Genomic DNA, 24387 nt, shown 5'->3' with positions numbered 1-24387 from the left:
AGCATGCCGTGCTACAACGGTTCTGCCCACATATGCGTGTAAGAATGAAGTGGCAAGCCGCGCCACTTCATCGATGAGACATATGTGGAGACAATGTTTATCGTGTTTAGGGAGGAAAACCAGATGCCGCGCTGGCTATATTTCCTATTGCTCTTCGCTGTGATCGCGATAGGACTTGATCTTTTGCATATTGAACTTCCACCACTCCTGCTGTTTCTGATTGCTGCCCTGGGCATTGTGCCTCTGGCTGCGCTTATTGGACAGGCCGTTGAGGAGGTCGCTGAGCACACAGGTGAGCGCATTGGCGGACTGCTATTCGCGACCTTTGGCAACGCCACCGAGCTCATTATTAGTATTCTGGCCTTGCGCCAGGGCCTGGTCAACGTTGTCAGCGCCTCTATTATTGGGGCCATCCTGGGCAATGCGCTTCTGGTCCTGGGGATTTCCGTTTGTGTAGGAGGCTTTAAGCATGGGCGCCTGAAGTTTGAAACGCGCCCCGCAAGTCAGTACGCCTCGCTCTTCGCGCTCTGCATGGGAGGCTTGATTCTACCTACCCTGGCCGGTTTTCAGGCTAAAGCCGTCCATTATGACCCTGCGATGGAGCATAATCTCTCGGATTACGTGGCCGTGGTGCTGCTCGTGGGCTACCTGGCGTCGGTGCTCTTCAGTGTTTTCCACGTAGGCGACAAAGTGGAGGAGGGCGAAGAGGAATTGAACGTGACTGTAGGCGCACGTTCCATGGCCGCTATCTCGCGCTTGCTCACGTATCGGCACCACGTGATTCAGAGTGGAATCCAGGGGAAGACAGGTACACTGAAGAAGATCGATAGCGCCGTTGACGCTATTATGGAGCACGAGAAGGCGCGTAGTGCCGTGCCAGTCAAGGCGCAGGGCGAGCCAGAACAGGCTGGACAGCCTGCTACCACCCTTGATCCAGTTGCCACTAACCTGGCTCGTCCCGAGGCGAAAAAAGTGGAGACACAGGAGCATAAGCCGCCTCTGTGGCGTTCTCTGCTCTTGTTAGCCGCGGCCACAATTGGGGTGGCCCTCGTTTCTGAAATTCTTGTGGGCTCAATTGAGCCTGTAACGAAGACGTTGGGCTGGAATGATGCCTTTGTGGGACTGGTCTTCTTGCCTCTGATTGGTGCCTTGCCCGAGTACTTTAATACCATCTCTATGGCGCTGGATAAGCGCATTGGAATGGTCCTGGCTGCCTCGGCTGGCTCTTCGATCCAGATCGCCCTGCTGGTGGCTCCGATCCTGGTGCTGATCAGTCTCTTTATGCCACAGCGCCTGGACCTGGTGTTTAGCGTGGTTGAACTCTCAGTACTGGGCCTGACGACCTTCTTGTTCAGCGAAATTACCAGGGATGGTGAGCTTGTCTGGCTTGAGGGTTTGCTCTTGATCCTGCTTTTTGGCATGATGGCGGGGACTGTCTTTGTCTTCGGCGTCTAGAGTATGAAAAAGGGCAGTGGACGGGTCGCGACCCGTCCACTGCCCTTTTTCATACTCTAGAAAGGGATGGTGAGGACGTCGTGGCCCTCGCGGCCAGCCTGTACGAGCGGCGAGACGAAGAGTTCGACCGCGAAAGGCTGCTCATAGAGTGGATTGCGAAATTCGTCGGTGAAATGAACATAGAGGCGTTCACGGCGTCCGGCGACCGAGCTTTCAAAGGGCTGCATTGGAATCGTGACCTCAGCAGCGTAGCCCTTGCGTGGCACCTGGATATCGGCCTTTTGTACGACATAGGCCAGGCGCTGGACGAGGGTGGTGCGGATCTCGATATGTACCAGGTCGCCCGCCGCGAGAGCACTCAGTCCACTGAGGGGAGTATCGGTGGTCGCCTCGTCAGGAACATGCGGCTCATCGCGTCCCATGACGCTGATGCGCAACGTATAGCTCTGATCTGGTTGGACACGTAGCGGAATCTCGATGAGGGCCGCGGCTGCGATATCACGGCGCTGAACACCCAGGATAAAGTGTTGCAATTGCTGGAGTACCGGATGCTTGGCACTGGTCTCCTTGGCCTGTGTGCTCAGCGAACGAACGATGTGCGAGATTGCGGGCAGGAAGCGATCATTGACGCGCTCGCGCACACGCTGTACCAACTGGTGCTCCTTGATTTTCGCTGGCAGCGCGTTGGATGCTGGCAGGAATGATTTCAGATCGGCGACCAGGCCATTGTCGTTCTCCCATCTGGCTGGTTTCTCGGTCTCGGGTTGGGAGGTCGAGGCTTCTTCCCGATGTGGTTGTGCCGCTGGTATGGCCTTGGGTGTGGGTGGCAGGCTCAGGGCCATCGTAGGTTGGGCATCGATGGCCTGTGTATCAATATCGGCGGTCGCTCTGGGTTGTTGCGAGAGCGCTGGCATACTGATTGTTTTCTCGCTATTGATGGTTGCGATCTGCTGGGTCTTGATATCCTCAATGGCGCTTGCAGAGGCTGTTGCCGCCTCGGGCGTTGAGGTCGCCGTGTGTTCGCTGGTGTTGGTCTCCGGCTTTGGCGGGACAGCGGCCCCTGGCACGGTCTTCTCTGGCGACTGTGATTGTGCTTTGGAGTGAGACCGAACAATGATGGTGGCTTCGCTATCTCTCGGAATGATGAGCGTCTTCTCGCCCTCACTGGTGGCAGCAGAGGCTGCCTCAGAGTTAGTACCTGGCGCTGTGATAGCTTGCCTCTGCGTCGTCTGCGAGAGCGCTTGATTCTCCTGGACAATCTGGGCGCGCTTACGCGTCATACGGTTGGCGTTTTTCACCGGGCGCACGGGCTTGGTGCTCGAAGAGAGGTCGAGCAGGATCTCCGCGAATTCTTTGACGCTGCGAAAGCGTTTGGCTGGATCTGTGCTCAGGGCCTTGCTCACGACCTCGTCGATCTTACTGCCAATCTGGGGATTGATCTCACGTGGCGAGGTTGAGGCGCGTTTTTTGCGCTGTGTGGTCTCGTCTGGCGCCGTCCCGGTCAGTAGGAGGTAGAGGATCGCCCCCAGGCTATAGATATCCGTGCTGCGATCATATTTGCCCTGCTGTGTCTCGGGGGCGCTGAAGGGATTGCGGGTCGTGACCTGAGTCGAGTCATCCAGCGTCGAAGCATCTAGCAAGTTCCGAATGGCGGCCGGGAGCCAGGAGACCATCAAGGCTGGCAGGCCATCATAGGCGTTACCATCCACCAGGATCACGTGCGGATCGAAGTCGCCGAGAACAATATTTTGTTTATGCAGACGTTCGACCACTTTGCTCAGGCGATAACCCCAGCTAATGGCTGTATCTTCATCGGGAAGCCCCGCTTCGCTTTCCAGGAGGTCATGCAGCGTCTGGCGATGTCGGGCATCTTGTTTCTTCTCTCCGCCCGCGAAAGGCCAGTCCGCTACCAGGTAGAGGTGCTCCTGAAAGTAGCGCAGGTCTATGGCAGGGGTTAAATCTGGGATGCGTTTCTGGCGTAACAACTCACACTCTTGCTGAGCGGCTTCAAGAGCTTGTTGTTGTGCGGCTTCATCGAGCGCCGAGAGATCGATATCGCGGATGATGACTTGGTGATGCGACTGATTATCCTGGGCGAAGAGGAGTTGCACCTGACCATTGCGATGAATGAGGGAGGTGATACGATAGCGCTCAGCGATATCACTCTGATCTATAGGGGTCATGGTTCTGACGGTTTTATCTATGCGCTGGCCGCAGGAGCCACAAAAAGTTGCGTGTGGGGGCAGGACCGCGTTGCAGTTATTGCAGCGCACGGTCGTGGGCTGTTTCTGGTCAGATGGAGTTTGTGTTACGCTCATGTTCCTCTACTACGCCTTTTTTACTCTAGAGTTATCGTGTCTAAGAAAATTATAGCATACCAGGTATGTACCAGAAGCGTTATCAACGGCATGTCAGATGATATTTCGCGAAGAAGGCGCGCTATAATCGCCTGCTTGGCTCGGAAGTTGGCAAATATGCATGGCTATTGTGACACAACGAGAGTCTACACACTAGTGTGTAGCAAATCTGGATAGAACGGGGACTACACAGAGTGATATAGGATAAACAGGGGAGTACCCGCTCTCCCGAATTTGCTGCACAAGCTAAAGGGTAGACCCCATAGTTAAGTATACGTATGAGGCCGTAAAGTAGTTAAGCTTTTCCTCACTATTATTAAGCATAGACGTATGAGGAAGCGAAATGTTTCTCCCTAAAAAGGTGGATCTTCTGGTGGAAGTGACATGCAATTGAGAGAGAAGGCGGTTGGTGACCCGTTTTTCCCCTTGTCATGACTCCTATGTTTTGCTAGAATCCCAAATGGGATAACAGGCACTCTTCCTCCCATGTAACGAGAACCGTTACCTGGAACGACGCAAACGCTGTCAGTGCAAACCCTTGCAACAGGTATAGCCTCAAAGGGGTAGCAGATCCGGGTAATGGTGACACTATCTACCAGGAGCCTTTCGTGTAATGAGAGGTAAGAGGCTCACGTGGACGTGACCTCGTACAATGATGACCCCCAGGTGTAGGCCGTTTAGGGGTTTGCACTTGCCTGGCTAAGTAGAATACCCATTGGTATTCTACCTCTCGTTGTGGGTGATACAATACAACCTATAGAGTACCAAATGGGATGTAATCTTCTCCTCTTGTCCAAGAACTGAAATTACGATCCGATATTACCCGGAGGTTTTTTTATGGACTTTGCCGCCCTTATGTTCTGGATCCTGGCAACGATCCTGGTGGTGGCGGCGTTGCTGGTAGTCAGCCTTCGTAACATTGTACACAGCGCGATTGCGTTGTTTTTTGTGTTTGTGATGGCTGGTGGTATTTATATCCTGCTCAACGCCGAATTCATCGCTATTGTACAAATTCTGATCTATGCAGGCGCGGTAACCATTTTGATCCTCTTTGCGCTGATGTTGACGCGCATTGGGGGGCTACAGCGCACAAATCCAGCGAACAGGCTCTGGTGGATTGCAGCCATCATCAGCGCCTTTGTTGGCGGAAGCATTTTGTACGGCTTATTCAATAGTACGCTTGCGATTTCAAATACCAGCACTGGTGGGGGCCATCAACTACCTGCCCACATTAATAATGTTGTTGCGATTGGGCAATTGCTTTACAGCCCCACGTCCTATAGCTACATCCTGCCCTTCGAAATTGCCTCCGTGGTGCTGCTGGTAGCGATTGTGGGTGCGATTGTTATCGGTAGGGAGGATTAAGAGGCTATGCAGCATCTGACGCTAAACCACTTCCTGGTACTGGGTGCCATCCTTTTTTGTATTGGGCTGTATGGCGCGATTGCCAAGCGCAATGCTATCGCAGTATTGATGGGCATCGAGGTGATGCTCAACGCCGTTAATGTCACAATGGTTGGTTTTTCCTACTTCAACCAGGTGCAACCCTACGCGAATTATCTGACCGGTCAAATCTTCGCTATCTTCATTATTACTGTAGCTGCCGCTGAGGCCGCTGTCGCGCTGGCGATGGTCATTGCTATCTACCGCAAACGTGACACCGTCGATGTCGGCGAGATCAACATGCTGAAGTTTTAGTGCCGTCCGGGTCGCAAAAGAGAAAGGAGTTAGTGCGCCTCTCCTGTCCTGTAGGGTTGTGACTGTTCGCGCACGGTGTTAATTAGTATGGATTCGTTGTATACTTATTCCTGGGCGATCCTGTTTGCTCCGCTCCTGGCCTTTGTGGTCATCATCTTCGGCACGCGTGTTCTGGACCTACTGGGTCGACCACGTGTTGAGGTGGCCGCAGGCGGACATGGAGATCATGGGCATGCGGATGAGTCCCATGATGGGGAAGAGCATCGAAGTCAAGGTGGCCATGATGTCCATGGCGACGAGGACGACGAAGATCCCAAAGTTCCCCACCTTTCTGTCTGGGCCAAGGCAAGCGCCTATGCGGCAATGCTGATTATGGCCCTGGCCTGTGCTTATTCCTGGGTGCTGCTGTTTAACACAGCCATCCATCCTGAAGCTCTTCATAATGGCCTGACGGTCTTCCAGTATGACTGGGTGGCCTTCGGCAATTTAAAATACCAGGTGGCCTTCCAGTTGGATAACCTGGCGATTACGATGCTGGTCGTAGTGACCTCTATCACCCTGCTAGTACAGTTCTATTCTCAGGGCTATATGGAGAACTCGGCGGGCTATGCTCGCTTCTACTCCTACCTGTCACTATTTGCCTTTTCAATGCTGGTGATCGTCTTCTCCCGCAACTTCCTGGTCATCTTTACCGGGTGGGAACTGGTAGGTCTGAGCTCATATCTGCTCATCGGCTTCTGGATCAATAAACGTGCCAAGCCTGAGGAGCAGCGTCCCTCGCCCGCGAGCGCTTCGCTGCAAGCCTTTGTTACCAACCGCGTCGGCGACGTGGGTTTCATCATTGGTATCATGATTCTCTTCGCGCATGCTGGCTCCTTCGAGTTCTCTCAGATCCAGGCTTCAATCGCAAGCATGGATAAGAGCCTGCTGGCTGTGGCGATGATCCTGGTCTTCTGTGGTGCGATTGGTAAGTCGGCGCAATTCCCGCTGCATGTCTGGCTTCCCTCGGCGATGGAGGGCCCTACCCCTGTTAGCGCGCTGATCCACGCGGCAACCATGGTCGCCGCTGGTGTCTACATGGTCGCGCGTACCTTCCCGCTCTTCGCGGCCGCTGATCCTATTGCCTTCCATGTCGTGGCCTGGGTTGGTGCCTTTACGGCCTTCTTCGCGGCGACAATTGCCCTAGTCCAGTCGGACTTCAAGCGCGTGCTGGCTTTCTCGACTATTAGCCAGCTGGGCTATATGTTTGTTGGCCTGGGTGTGGCTGGTCCCGAGTATGGTGCCGGACCTGGTATGTTCCACCTGTTCACTCACGCCTTCTTCAAGGCCCTGCTCTTCCTGGGTGCTGGTAGTGTGCTGCATGGTCTGCACCACGCGATGCACCGCGAGGTTCAGGATACGCGCCTGATGGGTGGCCTGGCGACTCGTATGCCGATTACCGCGGCAACGTGGTTGGTCGCGACGCTGGCCATTTCAGGTTTCCCCTTCTTCTCCGGTTTCTTTAGTAAAGAGACTATTATTGGCCTGGCTTTTGAGCAACATGACTGGTTCTCCTATATCCTCACGCTGGCGACCGCTGGCCTGACCGCTTTCTACATGCTGCGCGCCTTCATCCTGGCCTTCGGTGGCCCGGATGGGAAGTTCTTTGGCCTGTGGGGCGGCACCTATCGCGGCGAGGGACACGTCCACGAGTCTCCGTTGACGATGACCATTCCGCTGCTGCTGCTGACGATTCCTTCTGTCGTAGCTGGTTACTGGACCGGGTTCTTCAAGTACCTGAATCCCGATGCCCCGAGCCTGGATATCCCGCACCTGTTGTCGCTTCCCGACACCTGGATTGGTGTGGCGGTCTCCCTGGTTGGTCTGGTGACGGCCCTGGCAATGTATGGCCGTACCGAGCCTGCGAAGATAGACGCCTTTGTGCAGAGAAGTGCCTTCCTGCGCACGGTGCATCGCGTGCTCTTTAACCGCTACTACATTGACGACCTGTACAACTGGTTTGTGCGCTATGCTGTCCTGGGTATCTCCTACCTGGCACAGGCCTTCGACACCTACGTGGTCGACGGCATTGTGAATGGGGCGGCTGACCTGGTAACGATCTTCGGTCGCGGCGCGCGCCGAGTCGAGACGGGCCGCGTTCAGGCGTACATGGTTGGCTTCTTCGGCGGCGTGGCAGTGCTCGCAGTGCTCGCCTTTGTCCTGATCACGTTTGCGAGAGGATAATAGAGGATCATGACGGCTTTACAACAAATTTTCGGCAGTGATCTTACCTGGATTATCCTGCTACCAATCCTTGGTTCGCTGGTGGTATATCTTGTGCCATCAAAGGCCGCTCGCTGGGCTGCCCTGGTGGTCGCAGTGGCTGTTTTTGCTCTGACACTGTCTACGTGGTATCGAATTCAAGCGAGTGGTCAGGGATTTGGCGATTTAACACACCTGCGGGATTCAGTCAATGTGCCCTGGATTCGTTTCCAGGCAGGTAAGATTCAGTTCAATGTGGATTACTTCCTAGGGATCGATGGCCTGAGCCTCCCCCTGGTCATTTTAAATGCTTTCTTAACCGTTCTGGCGGTTATCGGCGGCTGGAAGAAGACGCGCGTCAAGGATTACCTGGCGCTGATCCTCTTCCTGGAAGGTGGCGTCATGGGCGTCTTTATGGCCCTGGACCTCTTCCTGTTCTTCCTCTTCTGGGAGATTGAGCTGGCGCCGATGTTCTTGCTGATCGGTGTCTGGGGCAATGAGCAGCTGAAGCACGGGGTTCCCGGTCGCGTCTACTCGGCCTGGAAGTTCCTGCTGTATACCTTCTTCGGCAGTATCTTTATGCTGGCGGGTATCCTGCTGCTCTACTTCAACAATGTAGGCCTTCCTGGCGCGACGGCGACTGCCAATATGGCGTACTTCGCCGATCCCACGCACATGGTGAGGGGCACGATTGCCCTGCCGTTCCTGGGCGTGACCGCGAGCCTGCAACTGGTGGTCTTCCTGCTGATCTTCGTGGCCTTCGCCGTGAAGATCCCGATGTTCCCCTTCCATACCTGGCTTCCAGACGCGCACACCGATGCGCCGACCGAGGTCAGTGTGATCCTGGCTGGTATCCTACTGAAGATGGGTGCCTATGGTCTGATCCGCGTCTGCTTCACGCTCTTCCCCCAGGGTGTGCATGACTTCGCGGGCTGGCTGGCGGTGATCGCGATTATCAACATCATCTATGGTGCCCTGATCTGCCTGGTGCAGAGCGATATGAAGAAGCTGATCGCGTATTCGAGCGTCAGCCACATGGGTATTGTGCTGCTGGGCGTGGCCGCGGCGGCTGGCGCAGGCGATATCGCCTTCCGCCAGGCGGCGCTGACTGGCGCGACTATTCAGCTCTTTAGCCATGGTATCATCTCTGGTCTGCTCTTCTTCTGCGTCGGCGTGATCTACGACGTGGCGCATACACGTGATATCGCGGCCTTTGGTGGTGTGGCTAAGCGTATGCCGATTCTGGGCACGATCTTTGTCTTCGCCGCGATGGCATCGGCGGGTCTGCCTGGCCTGGCTGGCTTTGTCGCGGAATACATGGTCTTCACCAGTAGCTTCAAGATCTGGACCGTTGTGACGATTATCAGCGTCTTCACCATGATCTTCACCGCGGGCTACCTGCTGTGGATGATGAAGCGCGTCTTCTTTGGTCCATTTAACAAGAAATGGGATTGGCTGCCCGATGCAAGCCCCCGCGAGATGATTCCGCTCTTTGCGCTCGCTGGCTTGATTGTGATCATTGGTGTCTATCCCAAGCTGCTCATTGATGTGATTACACCCAGCCTGTCCCATATCATGCAGCTGGCTGTGGCAACGATAAAGTAAGGTCGCCTTGATCGTGGCTGGACTCTGCGGGGTCCGCCATGATCAAACGAGGAGTTCTTATGCAATTTCAACCTATTGATCTCTACCTGCTCTCACCTGAGCTTAGCCTGGTGGTGATGGCGCTGGTGGTGATGGCGGTCGACCTTTTTGTCAAAAGCCGCAGAGTCATCGCCGGGGTCTCACTGGTGGGCTTGCTGATCTCAGCGGGATTCACGATCTCTCTGGCCCTGACGCACACGGGAACGCAGAAGGCGTTCAGCAATATGCTGATCGTAGATACGTATGCGCTCTTTTTTAAGCTTATCTTCCTGGTGATCGCCGCGGTTATGGCGCTCACCTCCTATGAATATGTTGGCAAGTATGTGAAGGCGACCGGCGAGTTCTACGCGCTCCTGCTTTTCTCTACCGTCGGCATGATGTTCATGGCGAGCACGACTGAGCTGATTACGATCTATATCGCGCTTGAGCTGACCAGTATTCCGCTGTATGTCATGGCGGGTATGCTGCGCCATGATGAGCGCTCGGCTGAGGCGGCAGTGAAATATGTGCTGCTCGGTGCGATGTCTTCGGCTATCTTGCTCTACGGTTTCGCGCTGCTGTATGGCCTGACGGGTACAACCGACCTGGCTGGTATCGCGGCCTCCTTCTCCAAGATTGCTCAGGGCAATATGGTCGTCATCGTCGCCAATATCCTGATTCTGGCTGGCTTTGGTTTCAAGATCTCCGCGGTGCCGTTCCACATGTGGGCGCCAGATATCTACGAGGGCGCGCCAACGCCCGCTACGGCCTTCTTCTCGGTTGGCTCAAAGGCGGCTGGCTTCGCGGCCCTGATTCGCGTCTTCATGTTTGGTGGCCTCAACGTGGTTGATGTCTCAACGACGGTCATCGCGTTCTCTATCGTTGCCGTCCTGACCATGACGCTGGGTAACCTCGTCGCGGCGGTGCAGAGCAACGTCAAGCGCATGATGGCTTATTCGAGCATCGCGCAGGCGGGCTATATCCTAGTGGGCTTTATCGGTAGCTTCGCAACCAATCGCCCTGAGGGCAATAGCTCGGTCCTCTTCTTCATCCTGGTCTATGTGATCACTAACCTGGGCGCCTTCGCGGGCATCATTGCCCTGGCAAATCTGACGGGTGGTGAGCGCATCGAGGACTTCCGTGGCCTCTGGCAGCGTTCGCCCTCGCTGAGCCTGGGAACAGCCCTATGTTTGCTCTCGCTGGCGGGTATCCCGCCCATGGCTGGTTTCTGGAGTAAGGTCTTCCTTTTCTCCGCCGCCTGGAGCCTGGGCCAGTCCTGGCTGGTGATTGTGGCGCTGCTCAACAGCGTTGTCTCGCTGGTTTACTATGGCCGCATCATCAAGGTCATGTTCTTTGACAAGCCCGTCAAGGAAGACCGCCTGGTGCCAACCATGGGCCTGAGCACAGCCCTGCTCTTAACCACGGTGGCGCTGATCGTTATCACCTTCGTGGCGCAGGTCTTCCTCAATGTCGCCAGCCCAGCTGCGAGCATCCTGCTCGCTCGCTAGGTAGGTAGTATTGTAAACAGAAAACGAGGCACGTCCAAGACGTGCCTCGTTTTCTGTTTACAATATTACAGCACGACCAGTATTTGTGTTATACTATGCGGTAAGAAGAACGCACATTTACCATGTAACTACTCAACATCTGCGACGCTTCGCATATTAACAAATGTAACTACTCAGCGTCTGCGACGCTTCGCAGGGGTAATGGGATGTGGTGGAAAAAGACCGCAGGTCTTTTTCCACCACATCCCATTACCCCTGCGAGCCACGAAGTGGCGAGAAGTCTTGAGTAGATAGACAAACAAGAAAAACTGCTAGGGGAGCCTTTGTGGCTGAGAGACGGCTGAGACGCCGTCGACCCTTACAAGAACCTGATCTGGATAATACCAGCGGAGGGAAGCAGCAACCGGTATGCCGAGGCCAGAGCATTTCAGCATTTCTATATGGCCGCCATATCGCAAGACGCTAGCCGTGTTCCCTCCCTGGGAGCACGGTTTTTTTGTGTGGTGGATGGATGTGATAGGTGTGCTGGCAGCCTTCGGCTGCCAGCACACCTATCACATCCATCCACCACACAGGCAAGCGCCGCAGGCGCATAGAAGATGGTGAATATAGCCTATGGACGATGAAGCAGACCGACAGGCAGAGGAGCCGCTGAAGCTCCTGGTAAAAGGTGTGAGTAGGAGGTATGGCACGGGGAAGCAGCGGCTGGAGGTGTTGCGGCCCCTGGACCTGCAGGTCCAAAAAGGCGAGTTTGTGACGCTGATAGGACCGAGTGGCTGCGGTAAGAGCACCCTCTTCAATATCATTGCTGGATTGGAGGAGCCAGACCAGGGCCTGGTGGTGATAGATGGTGTCGAGGGTAAGCGTGCGGGGAAGTGCGGCTATATGCTCCAGCAGCCGCTGCTCCTGCCCTGGCGCACGGTCGAGGAGAACGTCATGCTGGGGCTGGACGTGCGGCGCGTGCCGCGCAAGCAGGCTCAGGAGGAGGCGCGAGCCTTGCTGGCTCACTTTGGTTTGAGTGAGTTCGCCCAGCACTACCCGGCGACACTCTCAGGAGGCATGAAGCAGCGCGTGGCTCTGTTACGCACGGTCCTGTTCAATCGCGATTTTCTTCTGTTGGATGAGCCGCTGGGCGCGCTGGATGCCCTGACACGCCTCTCCTTGCAGATGTGGCTGCTTGATCTCTGGCAGGAGGTGCATGCGAGCGTCCTGTTTATCACGCATGATGTGCGCGAGGCTATCCTCCTCTCGGATCGTATCTATGTGCTGAGCGCGCGCCCGGCTGGTGTTTTGCGCGTGGTGGACGTCAACCTGCCACGCCCGCGCAGGCAGGAGCAACTGACCGAGCCGGATGCGCTCAAGTTGGAGCGCGAACTGGTTGAACTACTACTCAAATTGCATTGCGGGATCCTCTGACGGATCGAGGAAATAGTCAGATAGCTCAGCAGTCGCTTCCCGCATCCAGCCTGGATTAGCAAGAAGAGTATAACAAGGCAAAGCTGAATATGTTAAGTGTTTTTGCATTAAGGAGCAGTGCGCATGAATGAGAGTCGTTGGCGGCGCTTTGCCGCCTATGGTCCGGCCTTTGTGCTGGTGGTGGCACTCTTGCTCCTGTGGGAAGTTGGTGTGCGAGCTGGTCGTATAGATGCCACGCTTGTGCCAGCGCCTAGCGCAATTCTGGCCGCACTGGAGAATAAGCGTGATGTATTACTCACGCATTCCATTCAGACGATGGTAGAGACGGTCCTGGGCCTGGCACTGGCCACGGTTCTGGGCGTGGCTATTGCAGTGGCTATCGATCTCTCTTCCTGGCTTAGGAGAGCGCTCTATCCCCTACTGGTGGCCTCGCAGACCATTCCCATGGTGGCCCTGGCGCCGCTATTGCTGGTCTGGTTTGGCTTCGATATCTTGCCCAAGGTAATCCTGGTGGTGCTGTACTGTTTCTTCCCGATCACGGTGGCCTGTGCCGATGGCCTGTTGAGCGTTGATCCCGACCTGGTACGGCTGATGCGCAGCATGCGGGCCTCGCGCTGGCAGATCCTCTGGCTGGTGCGTTTGCCGGGAGCGATGCCTTCATTCTTTTCAGGCCTGCGCATCGCCGCGACCTATAGCGTGACCGGGGCTATCATTGGCGAATACGTAGGCGCGGAGCAGGGGCTGGGTATCTTTATGCAGACCTCGGCTAACGCGCATGCTATCGTACTGGTTTTCGCGGCTATCGTCATCACAACCGTGCTGAGCCTGGCGCTCTTTGCTTTGGTGAGCCTGGTTGAGCATATCGTCTTACCCTGGCAGGAGTCGGAGCAGAGGCGCGCCTTTGGTGCAGCGAGTATGCCCGCAGGTTCCAAATACCGCTAAGTAGTGTGCTGTGTGTCGGCAGCCTGCAGCTGCTAACACACAGCACACTACCTAGCGAGCGCCACAGGCGCGAGAAGTCACATACCCACCCTGTAGATGGGGTTAGTTATATTTTCTAAAAGTTCTCAAGGAGTGAGTAATGAACACACGAACGCGTTTAGTGGCGGGCCTTGGCATCCCTGTGCTCGTCATTCTGGTGGTGGTAGGCGCCTTCTTCTGGCAGCAACATGCCAGTGGCGCGCCAGCGGGGTCGCAGCCCCTGAAGAAGATGACCCTGGCCCTGGATTGGACCCCTAATACGAACCACAGCGGCATCTACGCCGCGCTCCAGCAGGGCTGGTACAAAGACCAGGGGATTGACCTCAAGGTGCTGCCTTACTCGTCCAGCGTCTCGCCTGATACGCTGGTGAGCCAGGGCAAGGCGGATGTCGGTATTAGTTCGACTGAGTCAATTGTCGCCGATGCCGCCACGGGCCAGCCTGTGGTGTCGATTGCGGCTATCTTGCAGCATAATACCTCTGCCCTGGTGACCCTGGCAGATTCGGGTATCAAGCGTCCGCGTGACCTGGATGGCAAGACCTACGGAGGCTTTGGCGCACCCTATGAGGGCGCGGTTGTCAGTGCCATGATCCAGAAGGATGGTGGTCAGGGCAAGTTCCGCAATGTCACACTTGATGTGGACGCCATGGAGGCGCTGAAATCGCATAAGATCGATTTTGTCTGGATCTTTGAGGGGGTCGAGGGCATCCAGGCGAAGCACGAGGGACTGAAGCTCAATTACTTCTACATTACTGACTTTGGCATTCCAGACTACTATACGCCAAATCTCATTACAGGTTCAAAGCAGATGAAGAGCGAGCCGGACCTGCTGCGTAAGTTTATGACCGCGACCGCCAAAGGCTATGAATATGCGCGCCAGCATCCCAAAGAGACAGCGCAGATGCTTATTGATGGCGCGGGCAAGGAGAATTTTCCCGATACCTCCTTCGTCATGGATAGCCAAACCTTTAATAGCGCTCACTATGCCGATGCGGGGCGCCAGTGGGGCGTGCAGGATGACGCGGCCTGGCAGGGCTATCCCGGTTTTATGTTGAACGCGGGTGCTATCCAGGACGCCTCTGGTAAGCCCATTAAGAGCATGGATTTTAAGCAGCTTTATACCAACGAATTTCTACCTGGAAAGAGTTGACCTCTCGCGCCTGCGGCGCTCGCATATGATTGAAGTGGATGTCGTGCGGTGGACCCACAGGTCCACCGCACGACATCCACTTCAATCATGAGTAAGAGGGCATTGAGAAAAGCTATTCCTCGAAGCGGGAGTGCAGCCAGGCGGCGACGTTTTGCTGGTGTTCGAGGGCGTGAGAGAAGACGCCATTCATACGAAAGAAGGAGTGGATCAGACCCTTCAGGTAGATAAATTGGGTTGGCACTCCAGCCTCTTGCAGGCGTTGAGCGTACTTCTGTCCCTCATCGCGCAGGGGATCATACTCCGCGACGAGAACCAGCGCGGGCGGCAGGTGCCCTAGATTCTGGGCGCGCAAAGGGGCCGCGTAGGGCTGCTCGCCCTCTTCCGGTGTAGAAAGGTACTGATCCCAGAACCAGCGCATATCCTGCACGGTGAGGCCGTATCCCTCTTTAATAGTCGTGTAGGAGTCATGATCGCCAGTATAATAGTCGGTCACGGGATAGACCAGGGCCTGGGCCGCGAGTGAAGGATAGCCTCTATCGCGCGCCAGGAGCGTGAGGGCGGCGGCGATATTCCCTCCAGCGCTATCTCCTGCCACCGCGATACGTGAGGCGTCTATAGCTAGCTCCTGGGCGTTTGCGTTTACCCATAAGAGGGCGGCCTCGGCATCCTCAAGAGCGGCGGGATACTTGTGCTCGGGTGCCAGGCGATAGTCGACCGCGATCACCACGCAGGGGGTATGTTTCGCCAGTGAGCGGCAAATATTGTCATGAGTATCGAGATTGCCAAGCACCCAGCCGCCACCGTGGAAATAGAGCACGACCGGCAGCAGGGCATTATCGGGCGTGGGGCGATAGATGCGAACCGGTATCTCACCCGCTGGCCCGGGAATGGCGCGGTTATGCACCTGGGCCAGCGGAATCGTTTCGCCTCCACTCACAATGCCTGAGAACGTGTTCTGGCGGCGCATCTCATCGAGAGATGTAACAGGTTCTGCAACTGGCAGGGACGCCAAATAGGCGGCCACCTGGGGATCAAGCGTCATTGGCTCCTCCATGCGTATATTAACAAACATCGATGCGTAAATTCTTTCTGGTAAGCGGCGCTCACCCTGTTCCACACCGCTTATTCCTGGGTAGGGAGTGTGCCACTTATTCCTGGGTAGGGAGTGTGGTGGGCCTTGTCGGCCGCAGGCCGACAAGGCCCACCACACTCCCTACCCAGGCGAGCGCCGCAGGCGCGAGAAGTCTACTAACCTAATGAGAGATTTTTATAGATACGCTCTGGAATAGCCTTGATTATAAGCATGATGCCGCCCCAGAACCAGGGGAGATAGACAATATCCCTCTTCTGCTGCATGGCCTGGTAGACGCCCTCGCCCACTACGCTGGCCTTGGCAAAGAGCAAGCCTTTGCGCAGGTGCGCGGTCATAGGGGTATCGACAAAGCCGGGTTTAATCGTGACCACCGTCACACCAGATTTGGCCAGGCGATTGCGCAGGCCCTGTAAGAAGAGGTTGACCGCGCCCTTGGCGGTGCCATAGACGTAGTTGCTCTTGCGTCCGCGATCACCCGCGACAGATGAGATAGCCGCGATCACACCCTGGTGACGACGCTCGAAGTAGTTGGCGCTAATTGTAAGTAGTGAGACGACGCTGGTAAAGTTGGTATTGAGTTCTTTGAGGGTCTCTGCCACGCTCTCTTCGCAGTCCTTCTGACTGCCGAGCGTCCCGTGGGCGATGAGGAACATATCTAGCTCACCCATGGTTGCGAGTGCGGCGTCGAACATCTCCTGGTGACGATGAAGATCAGAGGCGTCAAACTCGAAGGTTTCGACACTTTTGGCGCCACGTACCTTGAGGTCATCCGCGATAACGGCCATTTTCTCAGGGCTGCGTGCGACCAGGAAGAGTTCAGCACCATCTTTGGCGAAACATTTTGCTGTCTCCTGGGCAATTGCTGAGGTCGCGCCTACAATAAGGATTTTTGCCATAACTTTTTTATAACTCCAGATTGGTAGTATGTATGCTTTATCTATTGCGCAGCGGGCTGTGTGACGCGACGCCAGAAGCTGGAAGAAAATTGTGGGTCCATATACTGCTCGAACTCTTTCCAGCGTGGGAAGTAGCGCTGGAAGTCTTCGGGATGCATACGCGCGTCCTTAGCAGGATAAATCAGGCCACCGGCGGCATTAACCATGGCATCCAGGCGGTCGAGGAGGCGCAGGGTCTGTGTGCCGTGATTGGCGAAGTCCAGGGCCAGGGTCAGGCCAGGGCGCGGGAAGGAGAGCATGCCAGGCGAGCGAACATCTCCAAAGGATTTGAGAACGGTCAGGAATGACCCCTCTCCGGAGCGATTGATCTCTTGCATGATCTCCTTCATGGCCTCATAGCCGCCCTCAAAGGGAATGACAAACTGGTACTGGAAGAAGCCACGCTTGCCATACATGCGGTTCCAGGCATGGATGGCGTCGAGGGGATAGAAGAATGGATCATAGTGCGTGAGCTTATGGACATACTTCTTGCGCTGCTTATTATAGATTGCCAGGTTGAAGGCACGAATCGTCAGGCGATTGAGCGTAATAGAAGGGAAATCGAAAGGAACGGCCAGGGGCAGGTGTTTTCCCTGAGTATTGCTGGGCATGGGCTGCGTCGTATCATGATTGCCGCGTGAGAAGAACCCTCGCCCCAACTCCTTCTCATTGCCGAGGCAGACCACCCAGGAGACTGTGTACTCAAAGCCTTTATCGGACTCCTCAGCTATCTGCCGATATTCATCCAGAGAGGAGAAGAGAATACTATCCATCTGAATGTATGGGTTCTGGATGGGTTTCAGGCGGAACTCGGCCCAGAGAATGACGCCCGTCAGGCCCAGACCGCCAATGGTGGCCTGGAAGAACTCGCTGTTCTGCTCGGGCGAGCAGATGAGACGTGTGCCATCGGAGCGTAGCAACTCAAACTGGGTGACATGGTAGCCGAAGGTGCCGCCTTTGTGGTGATTCTTGCCATGCACATCATTCGCGATTGCGCCACCAACTGAGACGAACTTGGTGCCAGGGGTCACAGGCAAGAACCAGCCACGAGGTACTGCCAGCTCCAGTACCTCGGCCAGAGAGACGCCCGCCTCACAGCGTAAGAGGCCTTGTTCCTCATCAAAGGAGATGAAGTGACGCAGATTGCTGACATCAAGCGAGATACCGCCCTCGTTAAGGCAGCTATCACCATAGCTGCGCCCATAGGCATAAGGCAGGATAGACTTCTCAAGTGTATCGAGTTGTGGAACCTCGTGACGCCAGTAGACTGGCAGCACGGCATTGGGCTTCACACGTGGGAAGCGGCCCCAGGATTGAGGTGTGCGCTGTATCGACATGTTATGAGTACCCTCGTATAGATATAAATCGAAGAAGTGGGGCGTGCAGAGGGGCGTTAGCCCCTCTGCGTCTCTCTCCCCTGCCGCCGCAGGCGGCGCACCTTGCAAATGAAGATGGTCAGTCTACTAGAACTTGTTCAACTATCATAACGATTTGTGCGAAAATGTGGCTACTAGTTAGCCGAAAGGTATAGCAAAGAGTATGCATATCGTTGTATTTGCCGCGGGAAGCTTGAGACCTGGAAGCGGTGTACAGGAGGCCCTGGCAAGTGCCGACCTGGTGATAGCCGCCGATAAAGGGGCACAGACCGCGTTTGACTATGGTCTGACACCGCGTGTAATTGTAGGAGATTTCGACTCGCTCACTCTTCCTGAACCAGAGCTACGCGCACGTGGGTGCGAGCTTGTGCGCGTCGCCGAAGAGAAGGACGAGACCGATACAGAACTGGCCTTGCAACTCGCGCTCGAGCATGGCGCGACGCGCATTACCCTACTTGGCGGCTGGGGAGGCGAACGGATGGAGCACGCCCTCGGAAATATTATGCTCCTGGCCAGCATGACAAGCGTACCTGTGCGCCTGGTCGATGGCCCTTCTGTATGTTGGGTGGTGCATGGCCCGGCGCGGACCCAGGTGCATGGCACGAGCAACGACCTGCTCTCGCTCTTCCCCCTGGTGGGCGATGTGACGGGTTTGACCACGACCAACTTACAGTACGCTCTGCGCGATGGTTGCCTGCGTTTTGGTTCGCCCAGGGGCATTAGCAATGTCTTGACGCATGACCTGGCCGAGGTGGAGGTTGGTAGTGGGGTCTTGCTCCTCGTGCATACGCGTAGGAGCGAGCTTCGGGAGTAATATTGAGGTCTGGCTGTCCCCTGGAGCATGGAATGCTCCAGGGGACAGCCAGACCTCAATTGTTTATGGCGGAGGTGCCTTGCTACTGACGGGTATAGGAGAAGTACATGATGGCGCCGACGACGACCAGGACGAGGCCTACGCCTCCCAGCAGGAAGGTAAAGATCATCAGGCCATTCGGGCCACCAGATCCGCTGGAATTGGCGGTCGCCGTCGTGGTGGCTGTAGGTGTGGTACCGGGCGTCGGGGTGGGGGTAGAAGGCGCTGCGGTCGGCTCGGCGGCGACGGTAAGGGCCTGGTTGGCCTTCATATAGTTTGTATCTTCATTCGGTGCGGTGACACTTACCTGGTAGCTTCCATCCTGGGTGCCCTGCGGGACGGTCAGCGTCGTGGTAAAGATGCCATCTGGACCCGCGGACTGCACGCTCTGGCTGGTGATAGGTGAGCCATTGCTAACAATAGAGACGTTAATATTCTGTACTGGTAGCCAGCCAGTGCCCTGGACTGTAATTTTGTCGCCAGGGGCCGCATTCTTAGGAGTGACCTTGATCGCAACCGGCTCCGCAACGGTAAAGTTGTTGCTCGAGATGGCCTGCTCGTCCTGAGTAGTCACACAGAGATAGTAGGGGGCCGAAGGAATATTGGCGGCATCTGGCCAGTTGGTGACAACATTAAAGCTGCCATCGGCGCCAATGGTTGTGCTATCAGGGACAAAGGCTTTCATGTTGTCGGTCACCTGATTAGGTTTACACTGATTGGGATCGCTGACGGGCGTTGCGAAGAGTTTGGCGGTGCCATTGGGCTTAAAGCCTGTTCCTGTAAGCGTCACCTTCGTGCCGGGATGGCCAATAAGAATTGAGCTTGTTGCACCTGGTTGCGCTATGGTAACTGTAGGGCCTGCGGCATGTGCTAGCGCAGGCTGTAGCGAGGCCGCCAGGCTAAGGGCGAACAGGCCACAGATCGCTAGCAGGCTGAGGCGTTGTAGAAATATCTTAAACACGATGAAGCTCTCCTGAATTATTGCATCGATATACATGATAGAACGTAGCGGATATAACGCATGTAACAAATGCAAGTATGGGTAGGATGGACCCCTTAGCGAGAGGCGAGCGAGCGCTGGCGGAGCGCTTCGTAAAGCGTGATGCTGCCCGCAACGGCCGCGTTGAGCGAATTAATATAGCCATGCATCGGTAGCTTAATCAGTACATCGCAGTGTTCGCGCACCAGGCGCCCCATGCCTTTGCCCTCGTTTCCCACAACCACGGCGAGCGCTCCCGTAAGGTTGGCTTGCGTATAGAGTGTGTCTCCTTCGCCCGCCAGGCCCACAATCCAGATATTTTGTTGTTTGAGATAGTCGATGGTGCGTGTGAGATTGGTTTCACGCGCGATCATAATATGCTCGGTTGCTCCGGCAGAGGTTTTGACGACGGTCGCGTTGACCTCTGCGGCACGATGCTCAGGAATAATGACCCCGTGCACTCCCGCCGCTTCGGCGGTGCGCAAGAGCGAACCCAGGTTATTGACATCCTGAATCGAGTCGAGCAAGAGTAGGAACGGTGGCTCGTTACGCTCTGCGGCACGCGCAAGAATGTCGTCGGTACTGGCATATTCGCGCTCGGCGACAACGGCCACGCAGCCCTGGTGTACCGCGCCTTTGCTCATCTGGTCCAGGCGCGCGCGTGGCACCGTCTCGACCGGAATCTGGCGTTTTTGGGCCTCCTGAATAATTGTGTTCAGGGTGCCTCCCTCGCGTTTACTTCCCTCTGCGAGCAGGATTCGCTTCACCTTGCGCACCGATTGCAGGGTCTCCATAATGGGATTACGACCCCATATATACTCTGACATAACTCCCTCTTCTCCACCGTTTCCTCCCACTATAACAGTCCGCGCGCAGTGGGGCAAGAAGTATAGGAGCATGGGAGTAGAGTAGGTGTCTGTGGGACGAAATGGCATGCGCCGCGTCAGCGGCGCATGCCATTTCGTCCCACAGACACCTACTCCACGAGACCACCATACCAGAGCTGGCGCATCTCTTCAGAGCTCTCTAGCAGAGTGGTGAGCGTGCCTTGCGCCGCAATCTCGCCCTCTTTGAGCACAATGATATGGTCGGCGCGCTGGAGCACGGCCCGCCGGTGCGAGATGACCAGGCACGTCGTCTGACCCTGTTGTAGTAGATCTGCCAGTCGTGCCCACATTGTTTGCTCCGTTACAACATCCAGGGCACTGGAGAGATCATCAAAGATCAGTAGCGCGGGCTCGCGTACAAACATACGTGCCGCCGAGGCGCGCTGGATCTGTCCACCCGAGAGCTTGACGCCACGTGTTCCCACCAGGGTTTCAATGCCCTGCTCAAGCGCGTTCAGGTCGCGCTCCATCACGGCCTGCTCAATGGCTTGCTGTAGACGCTCTGGCCCTGGTTCGAGTCCCAGCAGGATATTTTCGCGCAGGGTAGCGCTAAAAAGGCGTGGGACCTGGGGCGTATAGGCACTTCTGGGCGGTACAAAGAAGGTCGCAGGTTCGCTGACCAGGTCACCATTCCAGAAGATGTCTCCACTCTGACGTGGCAGGAGTCCGAGCAGTGTTTGCACAAGCGTTGTCTTGCCCGAGCCGATGCGCCCAGTAATCACGGTGAGTGTACCCCGGCGCAGGCTTAGATCAATATGGGTGATCCCGCGCCCTGTTTCGGGATAGTAGTAGCTCAGGCCGTGCACCTCAAGCGACTCCAGGTTACGCGCACTTGCAGACAGCATTGTAGGCTGGGGAATGGTCCTGGTGAGATACAGGGGGTGGTGCGCTACCAGGCTTTCAGCTGGTGCCCCCTGTAAGAGTGTATGCATGCGTGAGAACGAGACCCCGGTCTGGGTATAGTAGGCCAGAAAGGTGCCAAAGAGCTGCACAAACTCCGTCACAAAGGAGAGATAATAGATGAAGAGCGCCAGGTCGCCCACGCCCAGATCACGTGTATGCATGGACTGGGCCGCCAGAAGCAAGATGAGACCCGTGCCGATGCCTACGATGTTACTAAAGGTTGAGCTAAGAATCTGTGTCAGCACGCTATCCTTGAGCATGGCAACGCGCCTGCGTTCGTTGAGTATGTCGAAGTTGCGCAGAACGTGTGGCTCGGCTGCCGCGATCTGGATGGCCTGCACCGAGGAGAAGATCTCGCCGATGGCGCTGGTCACCTTTCCAGTTGTCTGGCGGCTGGCGACGCGATACTTGCTCAGGCGATTGCGCATAAGTTGGGTAATGGCCAGCACGCCCGCCAGGGGGAAGAAGACCAGCAGCGTAATTGTTGAGTTGATGCGCAGCAGGATGAACACGGCCACAAGCGCGAAGAGGATTTCGCCGATGCTGTCCAGGGTCCAGCTAATGGCGTTCTCGGCCTGGTCGGCGTCATCACGCAGGCGGCTGATGGCCTCACCGGGAGAGCCAGGGACCGCTCGTGCGCCGGGACGCTCTAAGATGCGTGCCAGCAGATTGCGCCGCAGAATATTAGACATCGAGAAGCGATGCAAGTTATCGACGAGTCCGCCAAAAAGAAAGAGCGCAGCCTGCCCAAGAGCGATAGCCACCAGGGTCGCGATCAGCAGCCAGAGTTCACGATTGAGGTGTCCCGAGCGTGCCAATGTATTAAAGAATTGTTGCGCGATTAGTCCTGGGAGCAGAGGCACCATGTGCAGGATGATCCAGATGAGCGCGTTGCCCAGATAGAGCCAGGGGCGGTAGCGCATCAGGCCCCATAGGTATTGATAGGTCTTCAATGGTGGGACATCAGGCGTACTATATTTTATATCAGATCTCATGCCAGCACCTCTTCTAGCCCGGTCTTGAGCAGATAGGAGAAACGAGAGTCGGGATCATTGGCCAGGTCTACGCGCGCTCCCTGTTCAAGGATGCATCCATTCTCAAGCACCATAATATTGTCGGCGCGTTGAATCGTGCCCAGACGATGCGCGATGATGATTGCAGTACGCCCTGCAAGCAGCTTGCTTGTGGCCTGCTCAATCAACTGCTCGGTGGCCGGATCCAGGCGGGACGAGGCCTCATCCAGGATCACGAGGCCAGGATCGGCGAGAAAGATACGTGTAAAGGCCAGGAGCTGGGCCTCGCCCGCGGAGAGACCCTCGCCATCGGAACCCAGCTCGGTATCCAAACCTTCTGGAAGCGAGCGCAGCCATGGACCCAGGCCCAGGCTCTCTAGCGTCTTCAGGATACGGCTATCTGGGATGCTGGTGTTGAAGAAGGTCAGATTATCGCGCACGCTGGCATGGAAGAGCTGCACGTCTTGCGTCACCATCCCGACACCCTGGCGCAGGTCCGCGAGACGTGTCGCGTGTATCGGAACATCTCCCAGGCGAATCTCGCCGCTCTGAGCCTCGTAGAGGCGTAGCAGCAGGCGGGCCGTCGTCGTTTTTCCGCTTCCTGTGCGTCCTAGCAGGCCGAGCACCTTGCCTGGAGCCAGGTCAAAAGAGAGGTCATGTAGCACCATATCCTGCTCGTTGTAGCTAAAGCTAACGCGTGCAAAGGAGACGGCGAGCGGGCCTGAAGGAAGCGAGAGGGGCGCAGGCGCGTCCGTGATCGTGGGCTGAGTGTGCAAGAGCAGGCGGATGCGCTCGATACCCGCGCCAGCCTTCTGTAGATTTTGGAGCTCGCGCCGGATCTGGTCGATGGGCTGGTTCAAAAGGTTGGTGCAGTAGAAGATAAAGTAGACAGCGCCAGGCGAGATCAACTTCTGGCTCCAGAGGTAGGCGCCAAGCGCGAAGGCAAGGGCATTTCCAACGCCGAAGATCGCGATGGTCGTCACAAAGGTCGAAAAACCCATGAGCGCGGCGCGCCTGTTGACCGGGTACCATGAGCGTAGCAGGGTATAGAAGCGCCATAGGACATAGCTGGTGGCGCCATTGGCGCGGATATCACTGGTGCCAGCGAGCTGTTCGCCCATGAAGCCATAAAACTCCGCGCTCTTCTGGCGATCCGCGGTCTCAGAGCGAATCGCGAAATTGCGGATACGCAGCAGGATATAGGTCGCCAGGATCGCGAACACGCCCATTACTAAGCCGACCAACCAGTGTTGTTGGAACAGGATCAGAATCAAGCCCAGGATCAGCAAGATGTTGCTGGCGACCAGCACAAACGAGCGCGAGAAGAAGGTGGAGAGCGCATCCACATCTCCATCGATGCGCTCAATCAGCTCGCCCGAGGTATGTGACTTGTGAAAAGCGAGATCCAGGCGCAGGCAGTGCGCGACCAGGTCGGCACGTAGGCGATTGGTTGCCGTCCAGGCCACATTCTCGCTGACGTATGTCTCCAGAATCGTTGCGCCCTGGTTAAGCAGGGCCAGGCCAACAAAGAGCAGACCAGCCAGCAGGAGGGTGGACTGGTCGCCGCCACCCAATGTGGTATCGATAAAGTAACGCAGAATATAGGGATTAACGAGTTGAAATACAAGAATAGAGAGCAGGAGCAAGGTAATAAGACTCATGCGTCGCCATTGTGGCCCGAGATAGGTACGCAAGAGCTGAGTATACGTAAGCGTCGCTGTGCGTTGTGAGTCCGGCACGAAGCTACATCCTTTCCTATAGACGCGTTTGAGTGTTGACGATAGGCCTCATATTCCCTGGAGTATATGCCTGTAACGTCAAAAGACAGAGGAAGACAGCACATAGAAGGGCGTCAGAGACACAGAGTGGCGATAGGACCTCTCAAGAGAGCGAGTGGCCCGGTGGCGCGTTCTTGCGGC

General features: G+C 56.1%; 18 protein-coding genes and 1 riboswitch. Of the genes, 10 read left to right on the top strand and 8 right to left on the bottom strand.

Annotated elements, in window-relative coordinates; genetic code table 11:
• Window positions 1-123 precede the first annotated feature (123 nt).
• Window positions 124-1455 carry a calcium:cation antiporter gene (locus KRAC_RS62375; RefSeq protein ID WP_007911700.1) on the top strand — a complete coding sequence of 444 codons (1332 nt, stop codon included), beginning with the start codon at window positions 124-126 and terminating at the stop codon, window positions 1453-1455.
• Between the two features lie 56 nt (window positions 1456-1511).
• On the opposite strand, the gene KRAC_RS24300 is transcribed toward KRAC_RS62375, so the two are convergent.
• A complete protein-coding gene (locus tag KRAC_RS24300; protein WP_007911698.1) occupies window positions 1512-3773 on the bottom strand; it encodes a protein kinase domain-containing protein in 2262 nt (753 codons plus the stop codon).
• 876 nt (window positions 3774-4649) lie between these two features.
• Here KRAC_RS24300 and KRAC_RS24295 point away from each other — a divergent pair.
• The 8 genes from KRAC_RS24295 (at window position 4650) to KRAC_RS24260 (ending at window position 14429) form a co-directional block, all read left to right on the top strand.
• Window positions 4650-5177: an NADH-quinone oxidoreductase subunit J gene (locus KRAC_RS24295; protein WP_007911696.1), complete on the top strand. Its 528-nt coding sequence runs from the start codon at window positions 4650-4652 to the stop codon at window positions 5175-5177.
• Between the two features lie 6 nt (window positions 5178-5183).
• On the top strand, window positions 5184-5510 hold the full coding sequence (nuoK, locus tag KRAC_RS24290; protein ID WP_007911694.1) for an NADH-quinone oxidoreductase subunit NuoK: 327 nt from the start codon (window positions 5184-5186) through the stop codon (window positions 5508-5510).
• 87 nt (window positions 5511-5597) lie between these two features.
• On the top strand, window positions 5598-7733 hold the full coding sequence (gene nuoL / locus KRAC_RS24285) for an NADH-quinone oxidoreductase subunit L (protein WP_007911693.1): 2136 nt from the start codon (window positions 5598-5600) through the stop codon (window positions 7731-7733).
• Between the two features lie 9 nt (window positions 7734-7742).
• The gene (locus KRAC_RS24280) at window positions 7743-9356 is read left to right on the top strand and encodes a complex I subunit 4 family protein (RefSeq protein ID WP_007911691.1); all 1614 of its coding nucleotides are present in this window, start codon (window positions 7743-7745) and stop codon (window positions 9354-9356) included.
• Between the two features lie 59 nt (window positions 9357-9415).
• Entirely contained in the window at window positions 9416-10882 is a 1467-nt protein-coding gene (locus KRAC_RS24275; RefSeq protein WP_007911689.1) for an NADH-quinone oxidoreductase subunit N, read from the top strand.
• A gap of 303 nt (window positions 10883-11185) precedes the next feature.
• Window positions 11186-11294, top strand: a riboswitch (TPP riboswitch).
• A gap of 203 nt (window positions 11295-11497) precedes the next feature.
• The gene (locus KRAC_RS24270) at window positions 11498-12298 is read left to right on the top strand and encodes an ABC transporter ATP-binding protein (protein ID WP_007911687.1); all 801 of its coding nucleotides are present in this window, start codon (window positions 11498-11500) and stop codon (window positions 12296-12298) included.
• 123 nt (window positions 12299-12421) lie between these two features.
• Window positions 12422-13240 carry an ABC transporter permease gene (locus tag KRAC_RS24265; protein ID WP_007911685.1) on the top strand — a complete coding sequence of 273 codons (819 nt, stop codon included), beginning with the start codon at window positions 12422-12424 and terminating at the stop codon, window positions 13238-13240.
• Window positions 13241-13379: 139 nt separating this feature from the next.
• The gene (locus KRAC_RS24260; protein ID WP_007911683.1) at window positions 13380-14429 is read left to right on the top strand and encodes an ABC transporter substrate-binding protein; all 1050 of its coding nucleotides are present in this window, start codon (window positions 13380-13382) and stop codon (window positions 14427-14429) included.
• A 112-nt stretch (window positions 14430-14541) separates the two neighbouring features.
• Here KRAC_RS24260 and KRAC_RS24255 read toward each other — a convergent pair whose 3' ends face one another.
• The 3 genes from KRAC_RS24255 to KRAC_RS24245 all read right to left on the bottom strand — a co-directional run bounded on the left by KRAC_RS24255 (window position 14542) and on the right by KRAC_RS24245 (window position 17794).
• Window positions 14542-15501, bottom strand: a complete 960-nt coding sequence (locus tag KRAC_RS24255) for an alpha/beta hydrolase (RefSeq protein ID WP_157507006.1) — start codon at window positions 15499-15501, stop codon at window positions 14542-14544.
• Between the two features lie 176 nt (window positions 15502-15677).
• Entirely contained in the window at window positions 15678-16418 is a 741-nt protein-coding gene (locus tag KRAC_RS24250; protein WP_007911681.1) for an SDR family oxidoreductase, read from the bottom strand.
• Window positions 16419-16459: 41 nt separating this feature from the next.
• Window positions 16460-17794 (bottom strand): FAD-binding oxidoreductase, encoded by a 1335-nt coding sequence (locus KRAC_RS24245; RefSeq protein ID WP_007911680.1) that lies wholly within the window; start codon window positions 17792-17794, stop codon window positions 16460-16462.
• Window positions 17795-17996: 202 nt separating this feature from the next.
• On the opposite strand from KRAC_RS24245, the gene KRAC_RS24240 reads away from it, so the two are divergent.
• The gene (locus tag KRAC_RS24240; RefSeq protein ID WP_007911679.1) at window positions 17997-18647 is read left to right on the top strand and encodes a thiamine diphosphokinase; all 651 of its coding nucleotides are present in this window, start codon (window positions 17997-17999) and stop codon (window positions 18645-18647) included.
• Between the two features lie 82 nt (window positions 18648-18729).
• On the opposite strand, the gene KRAC_RS24235 is transcribed toward KRAC_RS24240, so the two are convergent.
• The 4 genes from KRAC_RS24235 to KRAC_RS24220 all read right to left on the bottom strand — a co-directional run bounded on the left by KRAC_RS24235 (window position 18730) and on the right by KRAC_RS24220 (window position 24207).
• Window positions 18730-19647: a hypothetical protein gene (locus KRAC_RS24235; protein ID WP_007911678.1), complete on the bottom strand. Its 918-nt coding sequence runs from the start codon at window positions 19645-19647 to the stop codon at window positions 18730-18732.
• Window positions 19648-19742: 95 nt separating this feature from the next.
• Window positions 19743-20492 carry a 23S rRNA (guanosine(2251)-2'-O)-methyltransferase RlmB gene (gene rlmB, locus KRAC_RS24230; RefSeq protein ID WP_007911677.1) on the bottom strand — a complete coding sequence of 250 codons (750 nt, stop codon included), beginning with the start codon at window positions 20490-20492 and terminating at the stop codon, window positions 19743-19745.
• Between the two features lie 149 nt (window positions 20493-20641).
• Complete coding sequence (locus KRAC_RS24225; protein WP_007911676.1) at window positions 20642-22450, bottom strand: ABC transporter ATP-binding protein; 1809 nt, start codon at window positions 22448-22450, stop codon at window positions 20642-20644.
• A complete protein-coding gene (locus KRAC_RS24220; protein WP_007911675.1) occupies window positions 22447-24207 on the bottom strand; it encodes an ABC transporter ATP-binding protein in 1761 nt (586 codons plus the stop codon). Before KRAC_RS24220 ends, KRAC_RS24225 begins: the two co-directional genes overlap by 4 nt.
• Window positions 24208-24387: the final 180 nt, after the last annotated feature.

This window comes from Ktedonobacter racemifer DSM 44963 (genome assembly GCF_000178855.1).
GTDB lineage: Bacteria > Chloroflexota > Ktedonobacteria > Ktedonobacterales > Ktedonobacteraceae > Ktedonobacter > Ktedonobacter racemifer.
This window is presented reverse-complemented; position numbering and strand designations above follow the sequence as displayed.

Coding starts and splice junctions, on each gene's coding strand:
- KRAC_RS24270 (WP_007911687.1), top strand. CDS start 11,498: ATGGACGATGAAGCAGACCGACAGGCAGAGGAGCCGCTGAAGCTCCTG.
- KRAC_RS24250 (WP_007911681.1), bottom strand. CDS start 16,418: ATGGCAAAAATCCTTATTGTAGGCGCGACCTCAGCAATTGCCCAGGAG.
- nuoK (WP_007911694.1), top strand. CDS start 5,184: ATGCAGCATCTGACGCTAAACCACTTCCTGGTACTGGGTGCCATCCTT.
- KRAC_RS24280 (WP_007911691.1), top strand. CDS start 7,743: ATGACGGCTTTACAACAAATTTTCGGCAGTGATCTTACCTGGATTATC.
- KRAC_RS24255 (WP_157507006.1), bottom strand. CDS start 15,501: ATGTTTGTTAATATACGCATGGAGGAGCCAATGACGCTTGATCCCCAG.
- KRAC_RS24245 (WP_007911680.1), bottom strand. CDS start 17,794: ATGTCGATACAGCGCACACCTCAATCCTGGGGCCGCTTCCCACGTGTG.
- KRAC_RS62375 (WP_007911700.1), top strand. CDS start 124: ATGCCGCGCTGGCTATATTTCCTATTGCTCTTCGCTGTGATCGCGATA.
- KRAC_RS24275 (WP_007911689.1), top strand. CDS start 9,416: ATGCAATTTCAACCTATTGATCTCTACCTGCTCTCACCTGAGCTTAGC.
- rlmB (WP_007911677.1), bottom strand. CDS start 20,492: ATGTCAGAGTATATATGGGGTCGTAATCCCATTATGGAGACCCTGCAA.
- nuoL (WP_007911693.1), top strand. CDS start 5,598: ATGGATTCGTTGTATACTTATTCCTGGGCGATCCTGTTTGCTCCGCTC.
- KRAC_RS24260 (WP_007911683.1), top strand. CDS start 13,380: ATGAACACACGAACGCGTTTAGTGGCGGGCCTTGGCATCCCTGTGCTC.
- KRAC_RS24265 (WP_007911685.1), top strand. CDS start 12,422: ATGAATGAGAGTCGTTGGCGGCGCTTTGCCGCCTATGGTCCGGCCTTT.
- KRAC_RS24300 (WP_007911698.1), bottom strand. CDS start 3,773: ATGAGCGTAACACAAACTCCATCTGACCAGAAACAGCCCACGACCGTG.
- KRAC_RS24225 (WP_007911676.1), bottom strand. CDS start 22,450: ATGAGATCTGATATAAAATATAGTACGCCTGATGTCCCACCATTGAAG.
- KRAC_RS24295 (WP_007911696.1), top strand. CDS start 4,650: ATGGACTTTGCCGCCCTTATGTTCTGGATCCTGGCAACGATCCTGGTG.
- KRAC_RS24240 (WP_007911679.1), top strand. CDS start 17,997: ATGCATATCGTTGTATTTGCCGCGGGAAGCTTGAGACCTGGAAGCGGT.